The 24,674-nt window shown below is 71.4% G+C and carries 26 protein-coding genes and 1 tRNA gene; 17 read left to right on the top strand and 10 right to left on the bottom strand.

Annotation, left to right across the window (positions count from 1 at the left end):
• Positions 1–29 precede the first annotated feature (29 nt).
• Positions 30–305, top strand: a complete 276-nt coding sequence (locus AC3EUJ_RS05275; protein ID WP_431959752.1) for a hypothetical protein — start codon at positions 30–32, stop codon at positions 303–305.
• A gap of 43 nt (positions 306–348) precedes the next feature.
• The gene (gene glmS, locus AC3EUJ_RS05270) at positions 349–2,163 is read left to right on the top strand and encodes a glutamine--fructose-6-phosphate transaminase (isomerizing) (protein WP_431959751.1); all 1,815 of its coding nucleotides are present in this window, start codon (positions 349–351) and stop codon (positions 2,161–2,163) included.
• A gap of 82 nt (positions 2,164–2,245) precedes the next feature.
• On the opposite strand, the gene AC3EUJ_RS05265 is transcribed toward glmS, so the two are convergent.
• Together AC3EUJ_RS05265 and AC3EUJ_RS05260 are read right to left on the bottom strand one after the other, a co-directional pair.
• A complete protein-coding gene (locus tag AC3EUJ_RS05265; RefSeq protein ID WP_431959750.1) occupies positions 2,246–2,842 on the bottom strand; it encodes an acetate uptake transporter in 597 nt (198 codons plus the stop codon).
• Between the two features lie 107 nt (positions 2,843–2,949).
• On the bottom strand, positions 2,950–3,471 hold the full coding sequence (locus AC3EUJ_RS05260) for a universal stress protein (RefSeq protein ID WP_431959749.1): 522 nt from the start codon (positions 3,469–3,471) through the stop codon (positions 2,950–2,952).
• A 714-nt stretch (positions 3,472–4,185) separates the two neighbouring features.
• Between AC3EUJ_RS05260 and AC3EUJ_RS05255 the strand changes: the two genes are divergently transcribed.
• From AC3EUJ_RS05255 to AC3EUJ_RS05235, 5 genes are all read left to right on the top strand, one after another.
• Positions 4,186–5,691 (top strand): helix-turn-helix domain-containing protein, encoded by a 1,506-nt coding sequence (locus AC3EUJ_RS05255; protein WP_431959834.1) that lies wholly within the window; start codon positions 4,186–4,188, stop codon positions 5,689–5,691.
• 5 nt (positions 5,692–5,696) lie between these two features.
• Positions 5,697–6,308: an oligoribonuclease gene (gene orn / locus AC3EUJ_RS05250; RefSeq protein ID WP_431959748.1), complete on the top strand. Its 612-nt coding sequence runs from the start codon at positions 5,697–5,699 to the stop codon at positions 6,306–6,308.
• Between the two features lie 91 nt (positions 6,309–6,399).
• Positions 6,400–6,472, top strand: a tRNA-His gene (locus AC3EUJ_RS05245).
• A gap of 524 nt (positions 6,473–6,996) precedes the next feature.
• The gene (locus tag AC3EUJ_RS05240) at positions 6,997–7,251 is read left to right on the top strand and encodes a type II toxin-antitoxin system VapB family antitoxin (RefSeq protein ID WP_431959747.1); all 255 of its coding nucleotides are present in this window, start codon (positions 6,997–6,999) and stop codon (positions 7,249–7,251) included.
• Complete coding sequence (locus tag AC3EUJ_RS05235; RefSeq protein WP_431959746.1) at positions 7,251–7,670, top strand: PIN domain nuclease; 420 nt, start codon at positions 7,251–7,253, stop codon at positions 7,668–7,670. Before AC3EUJ_RS05240 ends, AC3EUJ_RS05235 begins: the two co-directional genes overlap by 1 nt.
• Positions 7,671–8,001: 331 nt before the next feature.
• Here AC3EUJ_RS05235 and AC3EUJ_RS05230 read toward each other — a convergent pair whose 3' ends face one another.
• Together AC3EUJ_RS05230 and AC3EUJ_RS05225 are read right to left on the bottom strand one after the other, a co-directional pair.
• The gene (locus AC3EUJ_RS05230) at positions 8,002–8,511 is read right to left on the bottom strand and encodes a flavoprotein (protein ID WP_431959745.1); all 510 of its coding nucleotides are present in this window, start codon (positions 8,509–8,511) and stop codon (positions 8,002–8,004) included.
• A gap of 67 nt (positions 8,512–8,578) precedes the next feature.
• A complete protein-coding gene (locus AC3EUJ_RS05225; protein ID WP_431959744.1) occupies positions 8,579–8,791 on the bottom strand; it encodes a hypothetical protein in 213 nt (70 codons plus the stop codon).
• A gap of 107 nt (positions 8,792–8,898) precedes the next feature.
• On the opposite strand from AC3EUJ_RS05225, the gene AC3EUJ_RS05220 reads away from it, so the two are divergent.
• A complete protein-coding gene (locus AC3EUJ_RS05220) occupies positions 8,899–9,675 on the top strand; it encodes an isocitrate lyase/PEP mutase family protein (protein ID WP_431959743.1) in 777 nt (258 codons plus the stop codon).
• A gap of 7 nt (positions 9,676–9,682) precedes the next feature.
• On the opposite strand, the gene AC3EUJ_RS05215 is transcribed toward AC3EUJ_RS05220, so the two are convergent.
• The 3 genes from AC3EUJ_RS05215 to AC3EUJ_RS05205 all read right to left on the bottom strand — a co-directional run bounded on the left by AC3EUJ_RS05215 (position 9,683) and on the right by AC3EUJ_RS05205 (position 11,744).
• A complete protein-coding gene (locus AC3EUJ_RS05215; RefSeq protein ID WP_431959741.1) occupies positions 9,683–10,186 on the bottom strand; it encodes a pyridoxamine 5'-phosphate oxidase family protein in 504 nt (167 codons plus the stop codon).
• A gap of 55 nt (positions 10,187–10,241) precedes the next feature.
• The gene (locus AC3EUJ_RS05210; RefSeq protein WP_431959740.1) at positions 10,242–10,430 is read right to left on the bottom strand and encodes a hypothetical protein; all 189 of its coding nucleotides are present in this window, start codon (positions 10,428–10,430) and stop codon (positions 10,242–10,244) included.
• A 285-nt stretch (positions 10,431–10,715) separates the two neighbouring features.
• Positions 10,716–11,744: a LacI family DNA-binding transcriptional regulator gene (locus AC3EUJ_RS05205; protein ID WP_431959739.1), complete on the bottom strand. Its 1,029-nt coding sequence runs from the start codon at positions 11,742–11,744 to the stop codon at positions 10,716–10,718.
• A 157-nt stretch (positions 11,745–11,901) separates the two neighbouring features.
• Here AC3EUJ_RS05205 and AC3EUJ_RS05200 point away from each other — a divergent pair, with 157 nt between their 5' ends.
• From AC3EUJ_RS05200 to AC3EUJ_RS05185, 4 genes are all read left to right on the top strand, one after another.
• Complete coding sequence (locus tag AC3EUJ_RS05200; RefSeq protein ID WP_431959738.1) at positions 11,902–13,248, top strand: ABC transporter substrate-binding protein; 1,347 nt, start codon at positions 11,902–11,904, stop codon at positions 13,246–13,248.
• Between the two features lie 7 nt (positions 13,249–13,255).
• Positions 13,256–14,287, top strand: a complete 1,032-nt coding sequence (locus AC3EUJ_RS05195; protein WP_431959737.1) for a carbohydrate ABC transporter permease — start codon at positions 13,256–13,258, stop codon at positions 14,285–14,287.
• Between the two features lie 5 nt (positions 14,288–14,292).
• The gene (locus AC3EUJ_RS05190) at positions 14,293–15,213 is read left to right on the top strand and encodes a carbohydrate ABC transporter permease (protein ID WP_431959736.1); all 921 of its coding nucleotides are present in this window, start codon (positions 14,293–14,295) and stop codon (positions 15,211–15,213) included.
• 75 nt (positions 15,214–15,288) lie between these two features.
• On the top strand, positions 15,289–16,761 hold the full coding sequence (locus AC3EUJ_RS05185) for a GH1 family beta-glucosidase (RefSeq protein ID WP_431959734.1): 1,473 nt from the start codon (positions 15,289–15,291) through the stop codon (positions 16,759–16,761).
• 22 nt (positions 16,762–16,783) lie between these two features.
• Here the strand turns inward: AC3EUJ_RS05185 and AC3EUJ_RS05180 are convergent, their stop codons facing one another.
• Genes AC3EUJ_RS05180 through AC3EUJ_RS05170 form a run of 3 tightly spaced genes read right to left on the bottom strand, consistent with a single transcriptional unit; the run spans position 16,784 to position 18,609 of the window.
• Positions 16,784–16,984 (bottom strand): DUF397 domain-containing protein, encoded by a 201-nt coding sequence (locus AC3EUJ_RS05180; protein WP_431959733.1) that lies wholly within the window; start codon positions 16,982–16,984, stop codon positions 16,784–16,786.
• Complete coding sequence (locus AC3EUJ_RS05175; RefSeq protein ID WP_431959732.1) at positions 16,981–17,796, bottom strand: helix-turn-helix domain-containing protein; 816 nt, start codon at positions 17,794–17,796, stop codon at positions 16,981–16,983. Before AC3EUJ_RS05175 ends, AC3EUJ_RS05180 begins: the two co-directional genes overlap by 4 nt.
• A 51-nt stretch (positions 17,797–17,847) precedes the next feature.
• A complete protein-coding gene (locus AC3EUJ_RS05170; protein ID WP_431959731.1) occupies positions 17,848–18,609 on the bottom strand; it encodes a GNAT family N-acetyltransferase in 762 nt (253 codons plus the stop codon).
• A gap of 37 nt (positions 18,610–18,646) precedes the next feature.
• Between AC3EUJ_RS05170 and AC3EUJ_RS05165 the strand changes: the two genes are divergently transcribed.
• The 5 genes from AC3EUJ_RS05165 to AC3EUJ_RS05145 all read left to right on the top strand — a co-directional run bounded on the left by AC3EUJ_RS05165 (position 18,647) and on the right by AC3EUJ_RS05145 (position 24,646).
• On the top strand, positions 18,647–19,267 hold the full coding sequence (locus tag AC3EUJ_RS05165; RefSeq protein ID WP_431959730.1) for a hypothetical protein: 621 nt from the start codon (positions 18,647–18,649) through the stop codon (positions 19,265–19,267).
• A gap of 173 nt (positions 19,268–19,440) precedes the next feature.
• On the top strand, positions 19,441–21,174 hold the full coding sequence (locus AC3EUJ_RS05160; protein WP_431959729.1) for a WXG100-like domain-containing protein: 1,734 nt from the start codon (positions 19,441–19,443) through the stop codon (positions 21,172–21,174).
• A 54-nt stretch (positions 21,175–21,228) separates the two neighbouring features.
• On the top strand, positions 21,229–21,810 hold the full coding sequence (locus AC3EUJ_RS05155; protein WP_431959728.1) for an SUKH-4 family immunity protein: 582 nt from the start codon (positions 21,229–21,231) through the stop codon (positions 21,808–21,810).
• A gap of 38 nt (positions 21,811–21,848) precedes the next feature.
• Positions 21,849–22,670 carry a nucleic acid/nucleotide deaminase domain-containing protein gene (locus AC3EUJ_RS05150; protein WP_431959727.1) on the top strand — a complete coding sequence of 274 codons (822 nt, stop codon included), beginning with the start codon at positions 21,849–21,851 and terminating at the stop codon, positions 22,668–22,670.
• A gap of 5 nt (positions 22,671–22,675) precedes the next feature.
• Positions 22,676–24,646 carry a hypothetical protein gene (locus AC3EUJ_RS05145; protein WP_431959726.1) on the top strand — a complete coding sequence of 657 codons (1,971 nt, stop codon included), beginning with the start codon at positions 22,676–22,678 and terminating at the stop codon, positions 24,644–24,646.
• The last annotated feature ends 28 nt before the right edge of the window (positions 24,647–24,674 follow it).

Below are 24,674 nucleotides of genomic sequence, written 5' to 3'. Positions count from 1 at the left end.
CAGCCTCCTCCTTCCCTCAGTATCGACCGGTGCTCGAACGCCGGACGGCCCATGACGACCTCGTCGACCACCTGATGCGGACCACGCCGCTGCAACGCGGCGAGGCCGCCCGGGTGGTCCTCGACGTTCTGGCGTACTTCGACGAGACAGCCGAGGACTTCGTACGGCGCCGCCACCGTGAGCTGCAAGCCATGGGACTGCAGAACGCGGAGATCTTCGAACGGATCACGGCCGAGCTGCCGCGCCGGGCGGTCACCCCGCCCGAGTACTCACTGCGGCAGCTGCGCCGCATCGTCTACGGCTGACAGCGAGACCGGGCCGCCGCGTGCGACCGGGAGGGACGGAAACATGTGTGGAATCGTCGGCTACATCGGGAAGCGTGATGTCGCCCCGCTGCTGCTGGAGGGGCTGCAGCGACTGGAGTACCGCGGTTACGACTCCGCGGGCGTCGTGGTCGCCGGCAAATCCGGCGGGCTCAAGGCCGTCAAGGCCAAGGGCCGGGTCCGTGAGCTGGAGGCGCGGATCCCCAAGCGCTTCGCCGGGACCACCGGCATAGCCCACACCCGCTGGGCCACCCACGGCGCCCCGAGCGACGAGAACGCGCACCCGCACCTCGACACCGAGGGCAAGGTCGCCGTCGTCCACAACGGCATCGTCGACAACGCCGCCGAGCTGCGCGCCAAGCTGGAGGCCGACGGCGTGGTCTTCGCCTCGGAGACCGACACCGAGGTCATCACCCACCTGGTCGCCCGCTCCCAGGCCGGGTCCCTGGAGGAGAAGGTCCGCGAGGCGCTGAAGGTCATCGAGGGCACGTACGGCATCGCCGTCATGCACGCCGACTTCCCCGACCGGATCGTCGTGGCCCGCAACGGCTCGCCGGTGGTCCTCGGCATCGGCGAGAAGGAGATGTTCGTCGCCTCCGACGTCGCCGCGCTGATCTCCCACACCCGCCAGGTCGTCACCCTCGACGACGGCGAGATGGCCACTTTGAAGGCCGACGACTTCCGCACGTACACGACCTCGGGCACCCGCACCACGGCCACCCCCGAGACCGTGGAGTGGGAGGCCGCCTCCTACGACATGGGCGGTCACGACACCTACATGCACAAGGAGATCAGCGAGCAGCCCGACGCGGTCGACCGCGTGCTGCGCGGCCGGATCGACGACAAGTTCTCCACGGTGCACCTGGGCGGCCTGAACCTGGACGCCCGCGAGGCGCGCGGCATCCGCCGCGTGAAGATCCTCGGCTGCGGAACCTCCTACCACGCCGGTCTGATCGGTGCCTCGCTGATCGAGGGCCTGGCCCGCATCCCGGCGGACTCGGAACCGGCCTCCGAGTTCCGCTACCGCAACCCGGTCGTGGACCCCGACACGCTCTACATCGCCGTCTCGCAGTCCGGTGAGACCTACGACGTGCTGGCGGCGGTGCAGGAACTCAAGCGCAAGGGCGCCCGCGTCCTCGGCGTGGTGAACGTGGTGGGTTCCGCGATCGCCCGGGAGACCGACGGCGGCGTGTACGTGCACGCCGGCCCGGAGGTCTGTGTCGTCTCCACCAAGTGCTTCACCAACACCGTCGTCTCCTTCGCGCTGCTCGCCCTGCACCTGGGCCGAATCCGCGACCTCTCGGTGGCCGACGGCAAGCGGATCATCGAGGGCCTGCGGAGGCTGCCCGAGCAGATCCAGGAGATCCTCGCGCAGGAGGAGGACATCGCGAAGCTGGCGGCCGAGTACGCGGACGCCAAGTCGATGATGTTCATCGGCCGGGTGCGCGGCTACCCGGTGGCGCTGGAGGCGTCGCTGAAGCTGAAGGAGATCTCCTACATCCACGCCGAGGCGTACCCGGCCTCCGAGCTCAAGCACGGCCCGCTGGCCCTGATCGAGCCGGCGATGCCGACCGTCGCGATCGTCCCGGACGACTCGCTGCTGGAGAAGAACCGCGCCGCGATGGAGGAGATCAAGGCCCGCAGCGGCCGCATCCTGGCCGTCGCGCACCAGGAACAGGCGAAGGCCGACCACACGATCGTCGTCCCGAAGAACGAGGACGAGCTCGACCCGATCCTGATGGGCATCCCGCTCCAGCTGCTGGCCTACCACACGGCGCTCGCCCTGGGCCGGGACATCGACAAGCCGCGCAACCTCGCGAAGTCCGTCACCGTCGAGTAGGCCCCCGGGGGACCCGCCGTCGGACGACGAGGCCCCCCGCGCCCGAGGGCGCGGGGGGCCTCGGAGCCGCCCTCCCCGGTGGTCAGGCCGCGTGCCCGCGGTGCGGCATGGCCAGCCGCCAGCCGTCGGCGAGCGCGCGCCGGCCCCACGTGGCGTTGGTGAGCAGTGCGGTCCCGCCGTACCAGGCGACCGCGCCGGCCGCGAGGCCGACCCAGCCGGCCGCCTTGCCGAGGCCACCGTTGGAGGCAAGTGCCGCGATGCCGAACAGAGCCGTGGACACGGTCAGCAGCCCGAAGGCCGCCTGCGCCACGCCGCCCATCTGCCACGCGGCCATGGTCAGACTGAGCGCCAGCAGCGCCCACAGGAGCATGAACAGCCCGGTGACCTCCTTGCTCGCGCCCGCGCCGGACTCCGCCGACCAGGTCACCCAGAAGGCGCCCAGCAGGGCGAAGGCGGTGCCGGTGAAGCCGTTGCCACCGTAGAACTCCCACATGCCGGCGACGAATTGCGTGACGCCGCCGACGACGAGTGCGAGTCCCGCGGCGTCGGCCGCCGCGGTGTTGTCGAATACGCCCGTGCTGAGCAGCCCGAAGGCGATCAGTGTCAGGCCGAGTGCCAGATATCCCAGAGCCGTGGCGCCGGCTCCTGCGGTGCGTGCCGTGGAGACGTCGTTGTCCACCGCGGGCCCCCTTCGTGTACGAGGGAAGAAACTGCTGACGAGATACCCTTCACAAGGGCACAAGCAATCCCGCGGGGGCCGGATTCACGGCTTCGTGCACCGAATCGTTATGGAATGACCACGACAGGACGCTGCGCACGGCGGGCGAGGCGTCCGGCGACCGACCCGAAGATCTTGCCGATGATCCCGTGCGTCCCACCCACCACGATGGCGTCGGCCTCGTACTCCCGGCCGACCTCCTCCAGCTCGTGGCAGATGTCGCCGCCGCGCTCCACCAGGATCCACGGCACTTCCGTCAGGTGGTCGGCGCAGGCCAGTTCCAGGCCGAGCACCTCGGTGCGGTGGTCGGGGACATCGACGAAGACCGGCGGCTCGCAGCCCGCCCACACCGTCGCCGGGAGCCGGTTGGCGACGTGCACGATGATCAGCGCGGAACCGGACCGGCGCGCCATGCCGATGGCGTACGCGAGGGCCCGTTCACTGGACACGGAGCCGTCGAAACCGACGACCACGCCGTGCCGGAACGCGGGATCACAGGAAGTGCGCGGCTCGCAGGCCGCCTCCGGCACCGCCGCCGATTCGGCGAGCGGCTTTCCGTCGGCGGGCTCGGGGAGCTCGTAACCGGCCATGATGCGGTTTCTCGGCAAGGTCGGCGCCGGGGGCGCCGAGTGGGCGGACAACAACAGTGCGGGGGCCGCGGGACCGGCCTGATTTCGACCGGTAAGGGGCTGCCCTTCCCGCTGACTCCAGAGTACGGCGACTGGGGGCCCCTGCACAGATGCGCAGGCGCCCTCACAGCGTCCCCCTACCCCGGAGTTTCCAGGAGAATGCCGGAGCCGGCCGCCGAGCGCAACGCCCCGCCGCCAATCGGACAAGTCACCCCGCGTCCGGCCCTGTCCCGCTGTCCGCCTCCGGCCATATCCGGAATCGTCCTCCCGGCCCCGCGGGACGCCGGGGGCGCGCGCGTTCCCCGGCCACACAAGGGGCGTACGACGGGGCGCTGACCAGGGGCGCGTACAGGACTTCCCATTATTTTCGGCCAATTTCCCATCAGGGAAAGGGACTTGGGATCCTGTACCGCAACCCCCGCCGCCACCAGGGCGGAAGCGGAATGAGGGGGCGCACGGGCGTTGTGCGCCGGTATCACTCCCGGAAGGCACACTTCACGAGGGGAACGCTTCGTGATCGAATGCTTCACGCCACGTGGTCATGTCGACATACCGGCAGGTGGTGAACTTGCCACTGCGGGTACAGCGGAACGAGTAGATTCGATCTTGAGCGACAACGGCGGGGGACCCGTGCAGGACCGAGAGGACCAGACGACCGAGGGGGGCTTGAGCTCCATGACACAGGAGTCCAGGACCGGCACCATGGCGGAGATCCAGTCGGCCGCCGGCATGTCCACCGCACCGTCCACGTCGACGGGGACACCGGGCGTCCCGCACGTCCCGGGAGCGTCTGGCGCCGCGGTGAGCACCTCCGTTCCGTCAGGCCCGTCCGTCACCGCACAACAGGGCCGCGGACCACGCAAGTTGTCGGCGCGACGCCGTCAGGAGGTGGTCGCCGTACTGCTGTTCAGCGGCGGCCCGATCTTCGAGAGCTCCATCCCGCTCTCCGTGTTCGGCATCGACCGCCAGGACGCGGGCGTCCCGCGCTACCGGCTGCTGGTCTGCGCCGGCGAGGACGGCCCGCTGCGCACCACCGGCGGGCTGGAGTTGTCGGCCCCCTACGGCCTGGAGGCGCTGTCGCGGGCCGGCACGGTCGTCGTGCCCGCCTGGCGCTCGATCTCGCAGCCCCCGCCCGCCGAGGCGCTGGACGCGCTGCGCCGCGCCCACGAGGAGGGCGCGCGCATCATCGGGCTGTGCACCGGTGCCTTCGTGCTCGCCGCCGCCGGGCTGCTGGACGGCCGCCCCGCCACCACGCACTGGATGTACGCGCCGACCCTCGCCAAGCGCTACCCGTCCGTCCACGTCGACCCGCGCGAGTTGTTCGTCGACGACGGAGACGTACTCACCAGCGCGGGCACCGCCGCCGGCATCGACCTGTGCCTGCACGTCGTACGAAGCGACCACGGCGGCGAGGCCGCCAACGCGCTCGCCCGCCGGCTGGTGGTACCCCCGCGGCGCGGCGACTGGGGCGGCCAGCCCCGGCACCTCGACCGCTCTTTACCGGAGGAGATCGGCGGCGACCCGCTCGCCGAGGTCGTCGCCTGGGCGCTGGAGCACCTGCACGAGCAGTTCGACGTGGAAACCCTGGCCGCCCGCGCCTACATGAGCCGCCGCACCTTCGACCGCCGCTTCCGCACGCTGACCGGCAGCGCGCCGCTGCAGTGGCTGATCACTCAGCGCGTCCTGCAGGCACAGCGGCTGCTGGAGACCTCCGACTACTCCGTGGACGAGGTCGCCGCGCGCTGCGGCTTCCGCTCGCCCGTCGCCCTGCGCGGCCATTTCCGCCGCCAGCTCGGCTCCTCCCCCGCCTCGTACCGGGCCGCCTTCCGGGCCCGGCGCCCACAGGACGAGCCGGACCCCGTGCTGCCCGCCACCCGGGAACCGCGCGGTCCCGAGGCGGGTGGCGGCGCGGTGCCGGCCCCGCGCCGCGGCCCCGCGGAGCGCGGACACGGCGGGGTGCTGCAGCAGATCGTGGGCCAGGCCGGTCCCGGCGCCGGCCCGGGCGCGCTCAAGACCGACGCCGAGCCGCCCTACGCGGCGCGCATCCCGGAGCAGCCCGGCAGCCGTTTCGACCCCCGCGAGCCGCACGGCGCCCGGCGGCCACGCGGTGACCGGGAGGGCCGCGACGGACGCAGTCGCAGCGCGACTATGCCTGCTCCGCGGGATCGCCCCGTAGGGTGAGACGTATGAACGACCGGATGGTGTGGATCGACTGCGAGATGACCGGGCTCTCCCTGGCCCAGGACGCTCTGATCGAGGTGGCGGCGCTCGTCACCGACTCGGAGCTCAACGTGCTCGGGGATGGGGTGGACATCGTCATCCGTCCGCCGGCCGAGGCCCTGGAGAGCATGCCGGAGATCGTCCGCACGATGCACACCGCCTCCGGCCTGCTGGAGGAGCTGGACGGCGGCGTGACGCTGGAGGAGGCGGAGAAGCTCGTCCTGGACTACGTCCGCCAGTACGTGGCCGAGCCGCGCAAGGCGCCGCTGTGCGGCAACTCGGTCTCCACCGACCGCGGCTTCATCGCCCGGGACATGCCCACGCTCGAACAGCACCTGCACTACCGCATCGTGGACGTCTCCTCCATCAAGGAACTGGCCCGGCGCTGGTACCCCCGCGCCTACTTCGCCAGCCCGGAGAAGAACGGCAACCACCGCGCCCTGGCCGACATCCGCGAGTCCATCGCGGAGTTGCGCTACTACCGCGAGGCGGTCTTCGTGCCCCAGCCGGGACCCGACACCGAAACGGCGCGCTCGATCGCCGCGAAGTACGTCCTGCCTGCGGAAACGGCGGAGTGAGCGAGCCACGGGAAACGTGGCAGCGAGCACCCTCCCGGACCCTGTACACTTTTTCTCGGCCGGTACGGAGCAGCACAAAGCACCGGTCGTGGTGGGTGTAGCTCAGCTGGTAGAGCACCTGGTTGTGGTCCAGGATGTCGCGGGTTCGAGTCCCGTCACTCACCCTATGGGCCGGGCCCATGACCTGCGCAAACGCGGGTCATGGGCCCGGCTGCCGTTTGGCCGCGGCCACACCACGGCCCATCCCCCCGCGATCTGAGTCGCCCGGGAAGGAGCGATGGCCGTAAGTCCACATGGAGCTTCGCTCGACATAAGTACCCAGTCACATGCTGTGTGGTTTTCGTGCATCGATCCGCCCACCGAGTGACGGGGCCTGATCAGAGCCATGGACCCGTCCATCAGCAGGTCACCGCGCCCGTCGATGCTCGCCAGTGCCTCCTTCAGACCGGGAACGCGAGGAGGGAGGAACTCCTCGGACAGGGTGACATGCGTTCGAGTAGTCGCGTGTCGCCGTTCCGTGAACCGTGTTCAGAGACCGCCGACACCTCGCTTCGGCCCGCCTTACCCAGCCCTGCCGCGGTGTCGGGGTCGGCCATCCACGATGAGACCTCCAACCGAAACGACATCTGTCTTCGGCAATAAAAGGTATCGTTTAATTGGCAGGGCTAGCAGCGGAGGGACCATTCGCATGGCCAGAACAGTCATCGACCTCGATGAAGACATGGTCACCGAAGCCATGCGCATCTTCGGAGCAAAAACAAAGGCCAAAGCCGTCCGCCTCGCCATGGAAGACGCCGTCAAGAGGCACCTGCGACAGGAGGGCTTCGACGCCATGGAGGCCGGCGAGTTCGACTTCAGTGAGATCGTCGAGAACACGGGCCCCCGCAACGCCGACGGCTCTCTCAAGCACGACGGCGACCGCGACGGACGCCCAGCCGCCTGATGCAGGACCGCTACCTGATCGACAAGTCCGCCCTCGCCCGCTGGACGAAACCGAGTGTCAAGGAGGTGCTCGCGCCCCTGCACGAGCGTTACCTCCTTGCAGTGTGCCAGCCCACCGAGTACGAGATGATCCACTCTGCACGGGACAGCTCCGAGGCGACCCGGATCAGCACCTGGCTCCACGCCTTCGACTACATCCGCGCTGACGACCACACCTTCGTCCGCGCCCTGGAAGTCCAGCGCCACGCTCTCAACGCGGGCTTCCACCGGGCACTGTCCCTCCCCGACCTACTGATCGCCGCCACGGCAGAACGGCACCAGCGGACGGTCCTCCACTACGACGGCGACTTCGACATGATCGCCTCCCTGACGGGACAACCCGCCGAATGGGTCGTACCGCCCGGCAGCGCGGACCGCTGAACGGGCCGCCCGTCCACCGGGCGAAGTCGGCGGGCCGGAAGCCTCGGTCACGCGTTCCGTAGCAAGATCAGCCATGCCAGGTCGGCCGCGGTCTGACTGCGGACCGCCTGCGCACGGGTGACTCCGGATCTCCATCCGGCACGTGGTGCGGCATGGGCACGTTCTCCCCCGCTCATGCGCATCCATCGCCATACGAAACAGGTTCGAGTCCCGTCACTCACCTTGATCGACGAGGGGCCGGTCACCCCGGGCGAACGAGCGCCCCGGGCGAACGAGCGCCCCGGGCGACCGGAGCCGTCGGCCGGGACCACGCGGCCCCGGCCGTGGCGCGTCAGCCGGCGACCGCCTCGGCGGCGGCGAGCGCCGGCTGCCAGGGGTACTCGGGCCCGGTCCCGGTGTGGCCGAACAAGATCGTTACCCCGGCGGCGCGCAGGGTCTCCAGCGAGCGCTCGAACTGCGGGTGCTGCGTGAGCGCCGCGTTCACGGACGGCATCGCCACCATCGGGACGCGCTTGCCGATGCCCTCGGCGAGGGTTCCGGTGACGAACGTCCCCGTCAGGCCGAGTGCCCACCCGTTGATCGTGTTGAAGGTGGCCGGGGCCACCAGGATCACGTCGGCCGGGGGCCAGACCTCGGGCCGGCCGGGCAGCGGGTACTCGTGGCGCACCGGGCGGCCGGTCAGCGCGGCCAGTCCGTCCAGGCTCGGCTCCAGCCAGCGGGCCGCGGTGGGCGTCAGGCCCAGGCAGACGTCCCAGCCGCGCACCTGGGCGTCCTCGATGACCCGCGCGATGTCGAAGACGGGCGGGGCGGCACCGGCGAAGAGGTAGAGGGTCCGAGTCATACGGACCACCCAATCGCGGGAAATGGATCTTACGCAACCGTACGGAGGACCGGTCGCCCGGCGGGCCTCACGGGGCCCAGTGGTACTTGCCCCCGCCGAGCCAGCGCACGGCCTGCGGGTCGTCGAAGTCGACGTGCTCCCGCCCGGCGTCGTGGGCGATGCGGACGACGTCGAGCAGGTCATGGGCGATGCCGACGGGCTCCCCGTCGATCTGCACGATGCGGAACGGCGGGTCGCCGGCCTGGACGGGGGACACGACGATCGGGGTGGTCGGGCTCACCCGTCCAGCTTGCGGCACCCCGGCACGCGGCGCACCCGAAGTGGCCCTGCCGCCCGACGGATGAATGGCCCTCGGCGTCCCGCGCCCGCGCTCGTAGCGTGGAGGGCATGAACACCGAGCTCTCCCGTAAGGCCCTCGCCTCCCGTCTGCGCGCCCTGCACGTGCCGGGCCGCCCGCTGGTCCTGCCGAACGTCTGGGACGCCGCCTCGGCGCGTGCCGTGACCGAAGCGGGCTTCCCGGCGGTCGCCACCGGGAGCGCGGCCGTGGCGCCCGCCCTGGGCTACGAGGACCGGGAGGGCACGCCCGGGGAGGAGATGCTCGCCGCGGTCACGCGCATCGCCCGGGCCGTCCCCGTACCGGTGACCGCCGACATGGAGCGGGGCTACGGGCTGGCGCCCGCGCAGCTGGCGGAGCGGCTGGCCGCGACCGGCGCCGTGGGCTGCAACCTGGAGGACACCGACCCCCGCTCGGGACAGCTGGTCGGCCCGGAGGAACAGGCGGCGTACATCGCCGCCCTGCGCGCGGCGGATCCGGAGCTGGTGATCAACGCCCGGGCGGACTCCTTCCTCCGCGCCGATGCCGCTCCCGCGGATCGGCTGGCGGACGCGGTGGCCCGGGCCCGGGCGTACCTGGAGGCCGGCGCGGACTGCGTCTATCCGATCGGGGCGCTGGACGAGCCCACCGTCCGGGCCGTGGTCGAGGGCGTGGACGGCCGCCCGGTCAACGTGCTGTCCTGGCCCGGCGGGCCCTCACCGGGCCGTCTGGCGGAACTGGGGGTGGCACGGATCAGCTTCGGCCATCAGCTCCACCAGATGGTCCAGCGGTACTTCGCCGGGCTCCTCGCGGCCGTGGCGCGCGGTGACAGTCCCTTCACAGAGATCTGACGGTACGTCAAACATCCGTGCGCGGGGGCGCCTCGTCGTTGCCGCGGCGCACCGTGCGCAGCGGACCGCCGGGCCGCCACACCTCCAGGACGAGGTCGGGGTCCTCGACGTAGACGCGCACGACCTCGGCGATGTCGGCGCGGAAGAGGTGGAAGGGCCCCTCGGGCACCGTCACCTCGCCGGTGAAGCGGGCGATCGCCGCCGGGTCGGTGACCTCGACGGCGCGTCCGGAGATCCGTACGTCGCCCCCGTCCATGGAGGTGTCCGGGCCGGGATTGACGTGGAGCGCGAAGCGCGGGTCGCGCCGCAGATCGAGGGCCTTGCGGGAGCGGGGCATCATGCCCAGCCACAGCTCGCCGAGCCGGAACTCGGCCTCGATGCCGCTGAGCCGGGGGGAGCCGTCGGCACGGAGGGTGCCGAGGACGTGGTGCTTGTAGCCGCCGAATCGGGTGCGCACGGCCTGCGCGAGGCCGGGCTGTGCTTCCTGGAAGTCTGTCCAGCTGGTCGTCATGCCGCCATGCTCCCCGGCATACCCGACATCCTCTGTCGGCATTGCCGGGGCGGGATCACCCCTCGCCCGGAAGGCGGCGGCCCGGGACGTCGCCCTGGCCCTGGCGGGCGGCCTGCCAGATCCCGCGGAGGCGGTCCAGCTCGGCCAGTTCGGCGCGCGACCAGGTGCGCCGGCCCGCGACGTACCGCCGTATGGCCTCATTGGCGGCTTCGACGGATCGACGGTCCAGAACGGTCGGTGGCATGCCCTGATTTTAGGAGAGGGGTGTGACAAGGAACCGCGGATGCCGCCCCCGTGGGCCCAAGTCACACCGTGAGCCTCCTCACGTGGCGGGGCTCACTCCCGAAGTCCGCGCCGACTCCTCCGGCCGCGCGCACACCTCACGTGGCGCTACGGTCGGCCAGGACCGCCGCGAGCGCGCCCACGCCCCTGACCGGCGCCCCGGCCCCTCGGCGGGGACGCGCGCCACCAGGCCGGGCGGGCGTGCGGATCCGGCTCCGCGCGTCCGCCCTCCGGTACCGGACGGTGCTCACGCGGACTCGCGGCGGACGAGCTCGGTCGACAGCACGACGTGCCGGCGGGTGGCGGTGCTCGCCGCGATCTCCTCCAGCAGCACCCGCGCCATGGTGCGGCCCATCTCCTCCATCGGCTGCCGCACGCTGGTCAGCGGCGGGTCGGTGTGGCGGGCGATGGCGGAGTCGTCGAAACCGATCAGCGCCACGTCGTCGGGTACGCGCCGGCCCCGCTCGCGCAGCACCTGCAGTGCGCCGCTGGCCATGACGTCCGAGGCCGCGAAGACCGCGTCGACGTCGGGCCGGCGCTCCAGCAGCGCCCGCATCGCCGCGCGGCCGCCCTCCTCGGTGAAGTCGCCGGCCGCGACGAGCGCGTGGTCGTACACCAGCCCGGCGGCATCGACCGCCTGGCGGTAGCCGTCGAGGCGACAGCGGGCGACGTACATGTCCAGGGGCCCGGTGATGGTCGCCACGGCCTTGCGTCCGAGTCCGAGCAGGTGGGCCACGGCCGAGCGGGCGCCGCCGACGTTGTCGGAGTCGACGTACGACACCGACTCCAGGTCGGAGCGGCGGCCGCTCAGCACGGTCGGCATCTCCAGCTGCTCCAGCAGGTCGGGCAGCGGGTCGTCCTCGTGGACCGAGACCAGCAGGACACCGTCGACGCGGTGGGCGCCCAGGTATTGCGCGAAACGCTGCCGCTCCTTGGGCGTCCGCAGCAGCGTGAGCAGCAACTGCATGTCGGTGTCGGCGAGTTCGGCGCCCACGCCGCGGATGATGTGGGAGAAGTACGGCTCGGCGAAGAGCCTGGCCTCCGCCTCGGGGATGACCAGGGCGATCGCGTCCGTCCGGTTGCCCGCCAGGGCGCGCGCCGCGCGGTTGGGGACGTAGCCGAGTTCGGCGATGGCAGCCTCCACCGCGGCCTTGGCGCGGTCGCTCACCCGGGGTGATCCATTGATCACCCGGGAGACCGTGCCCCGGCCCACTCCGGCGCGCGCGGCGACCTCTTCAAGCGTCGGTCTGCCGCTGCGCCGTCCACCCAACACCATGTCGGCCTCCCAATCACGAGGTGGTAACCGCGCCAACTTAGAGCGTCCACTCCCTTGACACCTCATCGGGGAACGGAGACTCTTCAACACATCACATATGGGAGCGCTCCCACCCTAGCGAAAACGTACACTTCCCGCACGTACTCGGAGGATCCGAATGCGCACGACAAGGAAGTCGTCCCGGCCGCGAGGCCGTACCGCGGCCGTCGCGATAACCACGGTGACCGCGCTGGGAGTCAGCCTGCTCGCCGGCTGCTCCAAGGACAGCGACGAGCCGGCCAAGGCCGGTGGCTCGGAGGGTGACGCCAAGGGCAAGATCACCCTCACGGTCGGCACCTTCGGTGTCTTCGGCTACAAGCAGGCCGGCCTGTACGAGGAGTACGAGAAGGCACATCCGAACATCACAATCAAGGAGAACGTGATCGAGCGGAACGACGCCTACTACCCGCAGCTTCTCACCCACCTCGCCGCGGGCAGCGGCCTGAGCGACATCCAGGCCATCGAGGTCGGCAACATCAACGAGATCGTGTCCACCCAGGCGGCGAAGTTCGAGGACCTCTCCAAGGCCGCCGGCGTCGAGAAATCGGACTACCTCGACTGGAAGTGGGCGCAGGCCACCACCTCCGACGGCAAGACCGTCGGCCTCGGCACCGACATCGGCCCGATGGCGATCTGCTACCGCACCGACCTGTTCAAGCAGGCGGGTCTGCCCACCGACCGCGAAGAGGTCGGCAAGCTGTGGGCCGGTGACTGGAGCAAGTACCTGGACGCGGGCCAGACCTACACGAAGAACGCGCCCAAGGGCACGACCTTCCTGGACTCGGCCGCGGGCCTGTACCAGGCGATCAGCAATTCCGCCTCCGAGCGCTACTACGACAGCAGCGGCAAGGTCATCTACAAGACGAGCCCCTCCGTGAAGGAGGCCTGGGACCTGGCCATGGAGGCCACCACCGGCAAGATGACCGCCAAGCTGAAGCTCTTCGACAAGGCCTGGGACCAGGGCTTCGCCAACAGCCGCTTCGCGTCGCTCCCCTGCCCGTCGTGGATGCTCGGCTACATCCAGGAGAAGGCCGGCGACGCCGGGAAGGGCAAGTGGGACGTCGCCGCGGCGCCCAAGCCCGCCAACTGGGGCGGCTCCTTCGTGGGTGTGCCCTCGGCCGGCAAGAACAGGGAAGAGGCCGTCAAGCTGGCCGCGTGGCTGACCGCACCGGAGCAGCAGGCCAAGGTCTTCGCCAAGCAGGCGAGCTTCCCGAGCGCCCCGGGCGCCTACGACCTGCCCGACGTCAGGGACGCCAAGCACGCCTACTTCAACAACGCGCCGATCGGCCAGATCTTCGCCGACGCGGCCAAGAGCATCCCGACCCTGGTGATCGGTCCGAAGGACCAGCAGATCTACACGGCCATCACCGACGTCGGCATCCTGCAGGTCGAGCAGCAGGGCAAGTCGCCTGCTGCCGGCTGGGCGGCTGCCGAGAAGGAAATCGACAACGCGCTGGACCAGTGAGATCCGCATGGCTTCGGAGATCTCCGGCATGGCCGCGGTGACCGCGCCCCCCTCCAAGGGGGGCGCGGCCCCGCGCGACGGCTCCGGCCGGCCGCGCGACGCACGTGACGAGCGACGCGCCCGCCGGCGCAGCCGCCGCTACCGGTGGGACGTCAAGGCGATGCCGTACGCCTTCGTCTCGCCCTTCTTCCTGTTCTTCGCCGCCTTCGGCCTCTTCCCGCTGATCTACACGGGCTGGTCCTCCTTCTACCGGGTGGAGCTGACCAACCTCGACGCGCGCGAGTTCGTCGGCTTCCACAACTACACCCGTCTGCTGGAGGACGAGTTCTTCTGGAACGCCCTGAAGAACACGTTCACCATCGGTGTGATCTCCACCGTCCCGCAGCTGCTGATCGCGCTGGGCCTGGCCCACCTGCTCAACTACAGGCTGCGCGGCTCGACCTTCTTCCGGGTCGCGATGCTCACCCCGTACGCCACCTCGGTCGCCGCCGCGACGCTGGTCTTCACGCTGATGTTCGGCACCGACTACGGCATGATCAACTGGACGCTGGAGCACCTCGGGTTCAGCCACCACATCGACTGGCGGGCGGGCACCTGGTCCTCGCAGATCGCCGTCTCCTCGATCGTGATCTGGCGCTGGACCGGTTACAACACCTTGATCTACCTGGCCGCGATGCAGTCCGTGCCACACGATCTGTACGAGTCCGCCGCGCTGGACGGCGCCTCGCGCCGGCAGCAGTTCCTGCACGTGACCATCCCGATGCTGCGGCCCACGATCCTCTTCACGATCGTGGTCTCGACGATCGGCGCCACCCAGCTGTTCGGCGAGCCGTTCCTCTTCGGCGGCCCCGGCGGCGAGAAGGGCGGCTCCTCCCACCAGTTCCAGACGCTGGGCCTGTACCTGTACGAGCAGGGCTGGACGAACTACCACCTCGGGCGGGCCTCGGCCATCGCCTGGGCGATGTTCCTGCTCCTGCTGCTGATCGCCGCCGTCAACGGGCTGGTCGCCCGCCGGCTGCACAAGAGCCAGGAGGGGTGACGGCGATGGCCACCATCTCGACCAACCCGCCGGAGCGGGCCCCGGCCCGCACGGCTGACGCACCCCGCAAGGCGAAGCGCCACACCCCCGGGGCGCCCAAGGCCGGACGGCAGATGCACGCCGGCCCGGTCACCTACGTCGTACTGATCGTCTTCACGGCGATATCGCTCTTCCCCCTGGTGTGGACCGCGATAGCCGCCTCCCGGACGAACACGCGGCTGGCGCAGACCCCGCCGCCGTTCTGGTTCGGCGCGAACCTCTTCAGCAACATGCGGACGGCATGGACGGACGCCAACCTCGGCACGGCGCTGCTGAACACGGTCGTCGTGGCGGGCAGCATCACCGTCGGCACGGTGCTGTTCTCGACGATCGCGGGCTTCGCCTTCGCGAAACTGCACTTCAAGCTGAAGACCTTCCTGCTCATGCTGACCATCGGCACCATGATGGTGCCGCCCCAGCTCAGCGTGGTGCCGCTCTTCCTGTGGATCGCGGACCTGGACTGGACGAACCACCTCCAGGCGGTCGTCCTGCCGACCTTCGTCAGCGCCTTCGGCGTCTTCTTCATGCGGCAGTACCTCTCCCAGGCCCTGCCCACCGAACTCATCGAGGCCGCCCGCGTCGACGGCGCCAGCAGCCTGCGGATCGTCTGGCACGTGGTCTTCCCGGCCGCCCGCCCCGCGATGGCGGTCCTGGGCATGCTGACCTTCGTCATGGCCTGGAACGACTTCTTCTGGCCGATCATCGCGCTGACCCAGGAGAACCCGACCGTACAGGTCGCGCTCACCAGCCTCGGCCGCGGCTACATCCCCGACGAGTCCGTGATCATGGCCGGCGCGCTGCTCGGCACGCTCCCGCTGCTGCTGGTCTTCGTGATCTTCGGCAAGCAGATCGTCGGCGGCATCATGCAGGGCGCGGTCAAGGGCTGAGCCCTCCCCCGGCCGCGGCCGCGCCCCTTCCCCTCTCCTTATCCTGTTCACTCGTCCCGATGGGAGCGCTCCCGTATGACAGCTTCCGACATGCGTCCCGCACCGAGCCGCACCGCCGCGGTGAGCGGCCACCGGTTCCCGCCCGGCTTCCTGTGGGGTGCGGCCACCGCCGCGTACCAGATCGAGGGCGCCGCTGCCGAGGACGGGCGCACCCCGTCGATCTGGGACATCTTCAGCCACACCCCCGGCAAGGTCTTCGAGGGGCACACCGGCGACGTCGCGGCCGACCACTACCACCGCTTCCGTGACGACGTCCGGCTCATGGCCGACCTCGGCCTGAGCGCCTACCGGTTCTCCGTCTCCTGGTCCCGCGTCCAGCCCACCGGCCGCGGGCCGGCGGTGGAGCGCGGCCTGGACTTCTACCGCGCGCTCACCGACGAGCTGCTGGAGCACGGCATCCAGCCGGCCGTCACCCTCTATCACTGGGACCTGCCGCAGGAGCTCGAGGACGCCGGCGGCTGGCCCGCCCGCGACACCGCGGAGCGCTTCGGCGAGTACGCGCGGATCGTCGCCGGGGCCCTCGGCGACCGCGTCCAGCTGTGGACCACCCTCAACGAGCCCTGGTGCAGCGCCTTCCTCGGCTACGGCTCCGGCGTGCACGCCCCCGGCCGCACCGACCCGGTCGCCGCCCTGCGCGCCGCCCACCACCTCAACCTCGGCCACGGCCGCGCCGCCGAGGCGCTGCGCTCGGTCCTCCCGGCCCGCGCCCAGCTGGGCATCGCGCTCAACCTGCACCAGGTCCGCGCGCTCACCAGCTCCCCCGCCGACGTGGACGCCGCGCGCCGCATCGACGCCGTCGGCAACCGGGTCTTCACCGGCCCCCTGTTCAAGGGCGCGTACCCGCAGGACCTGCTCCAGGACACCCGCCGCCTGACCGACTGGTCCTTCGTCCAGGACGGCGACCTCGCCACGATCAAGCGCCACCCGCTGGACGTGCTGGGCATCAACTACTACACGCCCACGCTCGTGTCGTCCGGCGACTCCGTCGACGGGCCGCGCAGCGACAGCCACGGCGCCAGCGAGTTCTCCCCCTGGCCGGGCGCGGACGACGTCGCGTTCCACCAGCCCCCGGGCGAGCGGACGGCGATGGGCTGGTCCGTCGACCCCACGGGCCTGTACGACCTGCTGACCCGGTTGAACCGCGAGTTCCCCGACCTGCCGCTGCTCATCACGGAGAACGGCGCGGCCTACGAGGACTCCGTGGGCCCCGACGGCGCGGTGCACGACCCCGAGCGGGTGGAGTACCTGCGCGTCCACCTGGAGGCGGTCCACCGCGCCATGCGCGCCGGCGTTGACGTGCGCGGCTACTTCCTGTGGTCCCTGATGGACAACTTCGAGTGGGCGTACGGGTACGGCAAGCGCTTCGGCGCGGTGTGGGTCGACTACGAGACGCAGGAGCGCATCCCGAAGTCCAGCGCCCACTGGTACGCGGGCGTCGCCCGCACGGGCGCGCTCCCCGACACGGCGGAGACCGACGCCGCGTCGTGACGGACCGGCGGGACGCGGCGCACTATTCGGAGGGGGGCGCCGCGTCCCGTCCCACGTCGCGCAGGAACTCCGTCCAGGCGGCGGGGGTGAAGGAGAGGGAGGGGCCGTCCGGGTCCTTGCTGTCCCTGACGCGCACGCCGTGGGGGGTGGTGGCGACCTCGACGCAGTTGCTGCCTTCGGTGTCGCTGTACGTCGACTTGCGCCAGGACGGTTCGCCGCTCATACCTCACCCGCCATCCGCTTGATGAATCGCGCCGACTCGTCGGCTCCGAGGGCCTCCGTCCGGATCATGCCATGCCGTTGTGTCAGCGCACCCACTTGTTCCGGGTCCGCGGTCAGCAGGCTGAGTGACTGCCCCTCCGTGAGGGCGAGCCGTTCGTGCTCCCGGGTCTCCAGCAGCACGATGGGCCCGTTGAGTCCGGGGTGAGCACCGGCAGCGAAGGGCAGCACCTGCAGGGAGACGTTGCGCAGCTCGGCCACCTCCAGCAGGTGCAGAAGCTGCCGCTTCGTCGTTGCCGAGCCGCCCACGGGACAGCGCAGGGCCGCCTCGTACACCACGAAACTGAACTCGACGGGCGGACTGCGCCGCAACAGTGCCTGGCGTTCCAGCCGCGCCAGGACCCGTTCCTCCAGGACCGCGTCGTCCAGTGGCGGCCGGTGCGCGCCGAGCAGCGCGCGCACGGTGGCCTCGATCTGGAGCAACCCGGGAATCAGCAGCGGTTCGTACGACCAGAGGCTGACCGCCTCCGCCTCGTAACGGAAGAAGTTCTGCGACCTCGCCGGGAACTTCTCCGGCTTGAGGTACGCCTCCGCCGCGGCGAGCTTCCCCTGGGCACCGCACAGTTGATCCGCGATCTGCAGAAAACGGGAGCTGGGCCGGCGGCGGCCCTGCTCCATGGACTTCACCGTCTCGTAACCGTACGCCGCCTCGCGGGCCAACTGCTCGCGGGTGACGCCCGCCTGCTCACGCCACAGCTTGACCTGGTTGCCGCAGTACCGCCACGCCATCGGCGGCTGGGTCACCTCGTCGGTCATCCACATCCACCCCCACACTCTCCGTGCCGACAAGACTACGGAACGGCACCGTCAGTCGCGCGCGAAGCTGTGGAAGCGGCCGATCACGGTGAACCCACGGCGCGCGTACCAGCGGTGGGGCCAGTCGTCCGCGTCGGCGACGAGGAAACGGGTGGCGCACCCGGCGTCGGCGGCCTGGCGCAACGCCGTGGACAGGACGGCGTCGGCGTAGCCGTTCCCGAGGTGGGCCTCGGAGGTGACGAGGTCCTCGATCTGGGCGATGCCGGAGGCGGGGTCCATGTAGAGATCCGCCCAGGAGGCGACGTCGCCCTCCGGGGTCCGCGCGCCGATGAAGCGGACGACGTCCGCGCCGCGGCGCCGGGCCTCGCGGCGGTCCACGAGTTGCCGGACCGCCTCGTCGTCGGCCTCCGGGAGGAAGCCGCGCCAACGCCGTGCGAGGGGTTCCCGGAAGGCGTCGAGGTCCACTTCCTCCGCGGGGCCGCCGTCCGGGACCGGGCCGGTGTGCAGCATGACGAGCTCGACGGAATCCGTGTAGCCCGCGCGGACCAGGGTCCCGGCGCAGGCGGTGCCCGTCGCGTCGTCCAGGACGGTGATCGCGCGGTGCTTCAGGTGGCCCAGCGCCTCGTCGGCGAGGGCGGGCAGCGCCCCGGGATCCACGGCACCGTCCACGACCACGTGGTTGTTGCCGTGCGAGTACGCGTAGGCGTCGTCGAGGGCGGCGAAGCCGCCGGGGAGGCCGACGGTGCGCGCCGCCTGGCGGCGGGCGAAGGCCGCCACGAAGGCGCGGATCCGCGGCATTTCCGGTGCTGACATGAGGGCAGCCTAGGCGGGACCGCTAGGGTCACGGCCCATGGCGATGCAACTGTTCCAGGCCGACGGCGACTTCGCCGACCGGATGGTCGCGCTGGCCGGACTGCCGTGGAGCCGCCGGGCGGTCGAGGACGCGTTCGTGGCCAACGGCTGGGAGGTCCCGGAGGACGAGGAGGAAGGACCCGTCATCGGCTGGTGGGAGGTCCAGTTCCTCCCGGGGCGCGAGGAGGGCGTCGACGACTGGTGGCTGGAACTCGGCGAACCTCCCGGCTGCATGGACGACGGCTCCCCCGACGCCGTGTGCGCCCACGCCGGGTGCGGTGAGGGGAGCTACGTCCTGCACCCCTTCGCGTACTTCGCCGACCCCGACGACCCGGCCGAGTGGGACAACGAGTTCGGGCCCTGGCACAGCCGCCCCGACGTGCGGCGCGATGCGACGGCGGAGGACTACGACGCCGAGTACCGGCGTGTGGCGGCGCTGCTGCGCGACCGCCTCGGGGAGCCGGAACCCGCGGGCCCCTGGCCGTACAAGGACATCGACGCCACTCGGCACATCCGCTGGTCCCGCGGCGGCGCGCACGTGATCCTGCTCGACGGGAGCGACGCCATGTCCTACGGCGCCTACCACCGAGCGGGCGTCGTGGTGCGGCCGAAGCGGTAGGGGGCGGCCGTGGCCGTACCACCGCGCCGTGAGCCCGGATCACCGTGCGCGACGACAGCGTGCTTAGGTGGCGCGTCCGATACACAGTCCGTCATAACCCCGGTAGTTGAGGAACTGATGCCTCTCACGTAGCGTCAAAATCTCTGCTGCTGCAGTCAAGAAAAGACACGGGGGTGTCCACGGTGGGCGTCGTGCTGCCCGACGAGCTGGCGTACGTGCTCGACCTGATCGGCGTTGCCTGGCCGAACGTCGACGAGGACGACTACCGCGAGATGGCCACGTCGCTGCGGGACTTCGCGGACGACGTCGACGGCGGCGCGATGGACGCCCACACCGCCGTGCAGGAGTTGCTGGGCGCGAACGCGGGCGCCGCCATGGACGCCTTCGAGGCCCACTGGGGCAAGGTCAAGGGCACACATCTGGCCAATCTCGCCGAGGCCGCGCGGATGGGCGCCGTCGCGCTGGACGGGGTGGCAATCGCAATCGAGGTCGCCAAAGGTGCCGCGATCATCCAACTGGGCATCCTGGCGGTGGAGATAGCCTCGACCATCGCCTCCGCCCCCTTCACGCTGGGCCTGTCGAGCTTCGCCGGGGCCGCCGCGACCCAGGCGACCCGGATGATCGTGAAGAAGATCTTCCGCGAGGTCATCAACCAGGTCGTCGACCAGTTGATGTCCATCGCCACCGCCCCGATCTACGCCGCCCTGGAGTCGATGGCCGCCGACCTGATCATCCAGGTCGGTTCCAACGCCCTGGGCCTGCAGAAGGGCGTCGACCTGGGCCGGACCGCCGACGCCGGCAAGGAGGGCTTCGGCGAGGGCGTCGACGGGGCCAAGAAGCAGGCCGACAGCTTCACCCTCGCCAGCGCCGGAGGCGGCGGGGGTGGCGGTGGCGGTGGGGGTGGGGGTGGGGGTGGTGGCGGCACTCACTTCCAGAGCGACGGGGACAGCTTCGACCGGATCGACACCCAGCTCGACGGCATCACCGGCTCCCTGCACGGCAAGTCGAAGGGGCACATAGGCCGGGCACGCAACGCCAAGGGCCGCACCAGCGGCCGCGGCGAGATCGCCGAGCACATCATGCCGATCGCCACGAAGATCGTGGACGGCATCGGCGAGGCGGCCGAGAAGGCCGTGGGCCATGTGCGCGGCGACATGCGCAAGGGCCTCAAGCAGATGCACCAGAACCACCGCGACAACGATGACAGCATCGCGACCGAGCTGCAGCAGCTGCAGAAGACGGGCAGGGGCAAGCCGGTCTACGTGCTGGAGTCGGACGGACAGATAAGGCGCCTGGACGACCAGGGCCGGCTCGTGGATCTGACCGACGAGGACAAGAAGTCCGGTATCACACGGCTCCTGGAGGACCGTGACGGCAACACCACGGACCGGACGAGCATCCCGCAGCCCGGCAAGCGGACCGTGCGCCAGCTGCCCGGCGGCAAGCCCGCCAAGAAGAAGGAGTCCACCGAGGTCCCGCTGTCGTCCACCCCCCTGGCGGACGCCACCCGCAGGGCACGCCACGCGAAGGGCCACTACGGGACGTACGACAAGCAGGGCACGAAGGACGAGACCTTCACCAGCAACAACTTCGCCGCCGCCCACTACCGTGACGACGCGAACGACCATGAGTTCGTACTGGTCGCCTACAGCGATCGCCCCTACCACTCGGAGAAGCGCCTGGCGACACCGTTCCTGGACAGGGGGATGGACGGACACGTCACGCACATGTACACGGAGCGGGAACCTTGTTACGACAAGTCGCCCACCTGCGCCTACTGGCTGGAGGGGTACATGCCGCACGTCGATGTCAGCCACAGCGTGGAGTACGGGGACGCCGCATCCCAGGACAGGGGCAACGCGATCATGAAGGGGTACCTCGACGACCTCAGGGCGGGCCGCCGGTAGGATCGGCAGCCCGCGAACGACCGCCCACACCCATGATGTGCAGGAGAGGGGATCATGCCGCCGACGGTGACACGCGCCATGCTGGAGTCCGTCTTCCCTCCAGGTGAGCTGGTCACCCTGGACGACCCGGCGATGTCCCTCATCGCCCACGGGCCCTCCCGCGCGTTCCTGCGGAGCATCGGCCTGCCCCTCCAGGAGAGCGGCCTGTTCGTGCTGGACCCGGACTTCCCGACGCACATGACGACCATCCACGACTGGCACCTGGGTGACGACGCCCCTCCGGGCGCCGCGGGCTTCCTGTACCTGGCCCAGCTGCACTACGACCACGTGGTCCTGGACGGGGCGTCCGGGCGGGTCTGGGCACTGCCCGAGGCGGAGCCGGAGATGTTCCCCCTCCACGAGGACCTGCATTCGCTCGCGTACTTCCTCTGCGCCGCCGAACGCGAACGCCCGGCCTACGACCCGCAGTTCCCGGACGCCGCTGTGCGCGCGGCGCGTTGGGACCCGCGGGGGGCGGCGGACCGGCTCCTCGCAGAGCTGCGTCCACTGGAGCCCATGGCGTTCGAAAACGAGAACAGCCCGTGGTCCCTGTTCCTCCAGGATGCCTCGAAGGGTTTCGACGGCGTGGCCGGCTGAGGCGGCGCCGGAGGACCAGAAGAAGGAGACGACAGGCAATGGACGGCCGCCCAGAGGTGACGGCAAGCGTGGTGGCGCGGTTCGGCGAGGGCGGCGTCCGCCGTTTCGCGAGTGCTCCGGGGGTGGTCGTCCCGCTGCAGGTGGGGCCGTACTTCGCCACGTCGCCCGAGGAACCGGAGACCCTGGTCGCCTTCGCGGACGCGCAGGAAGAGGAGGTGCCCGAGCGCGCGCGGGAGTACCTGCGCCTGGGCACCGACCGGGGGTACGAGATCTGCCTCGCCCCGGACGGCGCCGTGCGCGGAGTCCTCGTGGGCTACGACGAGCCCGAGCGGCATGTGAACGGCACGCTGGAGGCGTTCACCCGGGGCCTGGTGGCGCTGGACGAGGCCCTCACGGCGATCGCGGGCACCGACCGGCCCGAGGCGGCGTCGCAGGCGTTCGCGACACTGGAGACGCGGCTGCGGGAACTGGACGGGACGGCGTTCGCGGACCGCGAGGACTGGTGGCCGCAGGTGCTGGACGACATCCGGGACACCGCGAGCGCGGAGTGGTTCGCGGCGTTCGAGGTCGTGGACGCCGACGGGGAGGCGAAGATCCTGACCTCCTCGGGCGGGATCTGCGTGCACCCCGAGGAGCGGCTGTGGGCGAACCTGCGGGCGGCCGGGGTGGAACCGGAGCAGGTCAGGCGCATCCACACCGAACTGGAGTCGTGCTTCATGCCGGGGCACTACTGCTCGATGACGCTCGCGCGTCTCTTCCCGGAGGCCGGGCTGACGCACAACTTCCCCTACGGGGAGACGGCCGAGTCCCGGGCCACCGGCATCCGCAAGCTGCGCGAGGCGGCGGCACAGGAGGGCTGAGGGACATGACGGGGGAACTGGGGACGGCGGACCGGCCCGCTCTCGGGGCCGGCCGAGGGCCCGCCGCGCGGCGGGTCCTGGAGTGGGCGACGTCGGGCGCCATGGCACCGCTGGCGGTGACCGGTTCCCCCGGGTCCGGCAAGAGCCATCTGCTGGCGTGGTTCGTGGCCGGCGCGCAGCGCGACCCCGGCACCATGGTGCACGGGCTGACCCCGGCCCGCGGACTGACCGCGGACGCCGTGTCCTGGGAACTGGGGCGGCAGCTGGGATACGGGCCGCTCTCCCCGGAGGACCTGCTGGGTCACATCCATGCCGATCCGCGTCCGCTGACCCTCGGCTTCGCCGACCTGCACCATGCCCGGCCGGGCTGCCGGGAGGCCCTGGTGGAGCCCCTGCTGGCCTTCCCGCACGTGCGCATGCTGCTCGAGGCCCGGGACGCCGAAAGCGTTCCGGACGGCGCGTTCGTGGTCGACCTGGACGACCCCGCGCTGACCGACCGCGCGGCGTTCGCCGCCTGGTACGCCGGGCTGGTCCCCGCCGGCGCCGCCTTCACCGCGGACCAGGTGTTCCCGCACCCGGCGACGGCCCGCCTCGCCGCGACCGTCCCCGGGCCTCCCGCCGAGGGCGACGTACCGGCCCTGTGGTGGGCGCGGCTGCCCGAGCCGGCCCGTCCCGCGCTGCACACGCTGGCCGCTCTGCGCGGCCCGGTCCCCGCCGACGTGTGGGAGTTGCTGCACGCGCACCTGACCGGCGACCCGGCGGCACGGGCGGCCGTCGCCGCCGCCGTGGAGCGCCTGCCCGAGGGAGCCGGGTACGAGGCGCCGCCCGGCGGGCCCGTCGTCGCGGGCCTGGACGAACGCATCGTCGACGTCCTCAAGTCCCGCGCCCCGACCAGCTCCTACGCTCGGGAGCACGTGCTCGGCCACGCCGTCGGCGCCGGTACGGCGGACCGGTTGCTGCGCGACGCGGGCTTCCTCGTCCACGGCTCCGCGACCGCCCTGACGGCGGCCCTCTCGGACCCGGACACCGCGACGGCGGCCCCCGCGGCGCTGGCCCCCGTGTGGCGCCGCGCGGCGCCCGTGCTGACGACGCCCGGCATGAGCGACCCCGAGCGCGCCGCCGTCCTGCAGGCCGCCGCGCTCGCCGCCGCGCCGCAGATGGCCGCGCTGCTGCGTCCCATCGCCGAGCGGCACACCTGGACCGCCGAGTGGTTCCGCCCCGGCGAGTCCTTCACCGCGCTCGGCCCCGGCACGGTCGAAGGGGAGTTGCTGGCGGCCGATCCCCTCGGCCGGTTGCACGCCCTCGACCCGGCCACGGGCGCGGACCTGCGCAGGGTGCCCTCCCCGACCGAGCTACGGCCCCTCGCGCTGGCGGCCCTCGGCGACGGCCTGCTGCTCCTCGACCGCGACCGGCTTCTGCACGCCGTCCCGCCCGGCACGGTCGCCTTCGGCGAGGCCGCCCACCGCCACAACCCGGACGGCCCCTCGGCCCTGGCCTCGGTGCCCGCCTCCGGTCTCCTGGTCGTCGGTGACGCCGCGGGCCGCGTCCACGTCTGGCGCTCCCCCGCGTATGACCCCGAACCCCTCAGCCGCCCCCTGCACCAGGCCCCCGTCTCCGCGGTCGCCCACGTCCACTCGGCCCGGCACGACCTGTCGTTCTGCCTCAGCGGCGGGCTGGACGGCACCCTGCGCCTGTGGGCGACCTCGGACGAACCGATGCCGGAGCCCGTGGAGCGGCGAGACTCCGTCATCACCGCGCTGACCGCCGCCGACACCCCCGCCCACGGCCCGGTCGCCGTCGCCGCCTGGGCCGACGGCCGGGCCGGCGTCTGGGACCTGCTCGGCGCCCGCGTCCACCCTCTTCCGCTGCTGCACCGGGCCGACGGCATCGCCCTCACGCCCGACGGCGCCCTCACCGTCACCGGCCCCGGCGGGACGTACGGCCTCCGGCTCCACTTCGACCGGCTGTGGACGTAGCGGTGGGCGAACCGTACGCGGGAAGCCC

This window comes from Actinacidiphila sp. bgisy160, from assembly GCF_057707815.1.
Note: the sequence above shows the minus strand (reverse complement) of the source record. Positions and strands in the feature narration are given on the sequence as shown.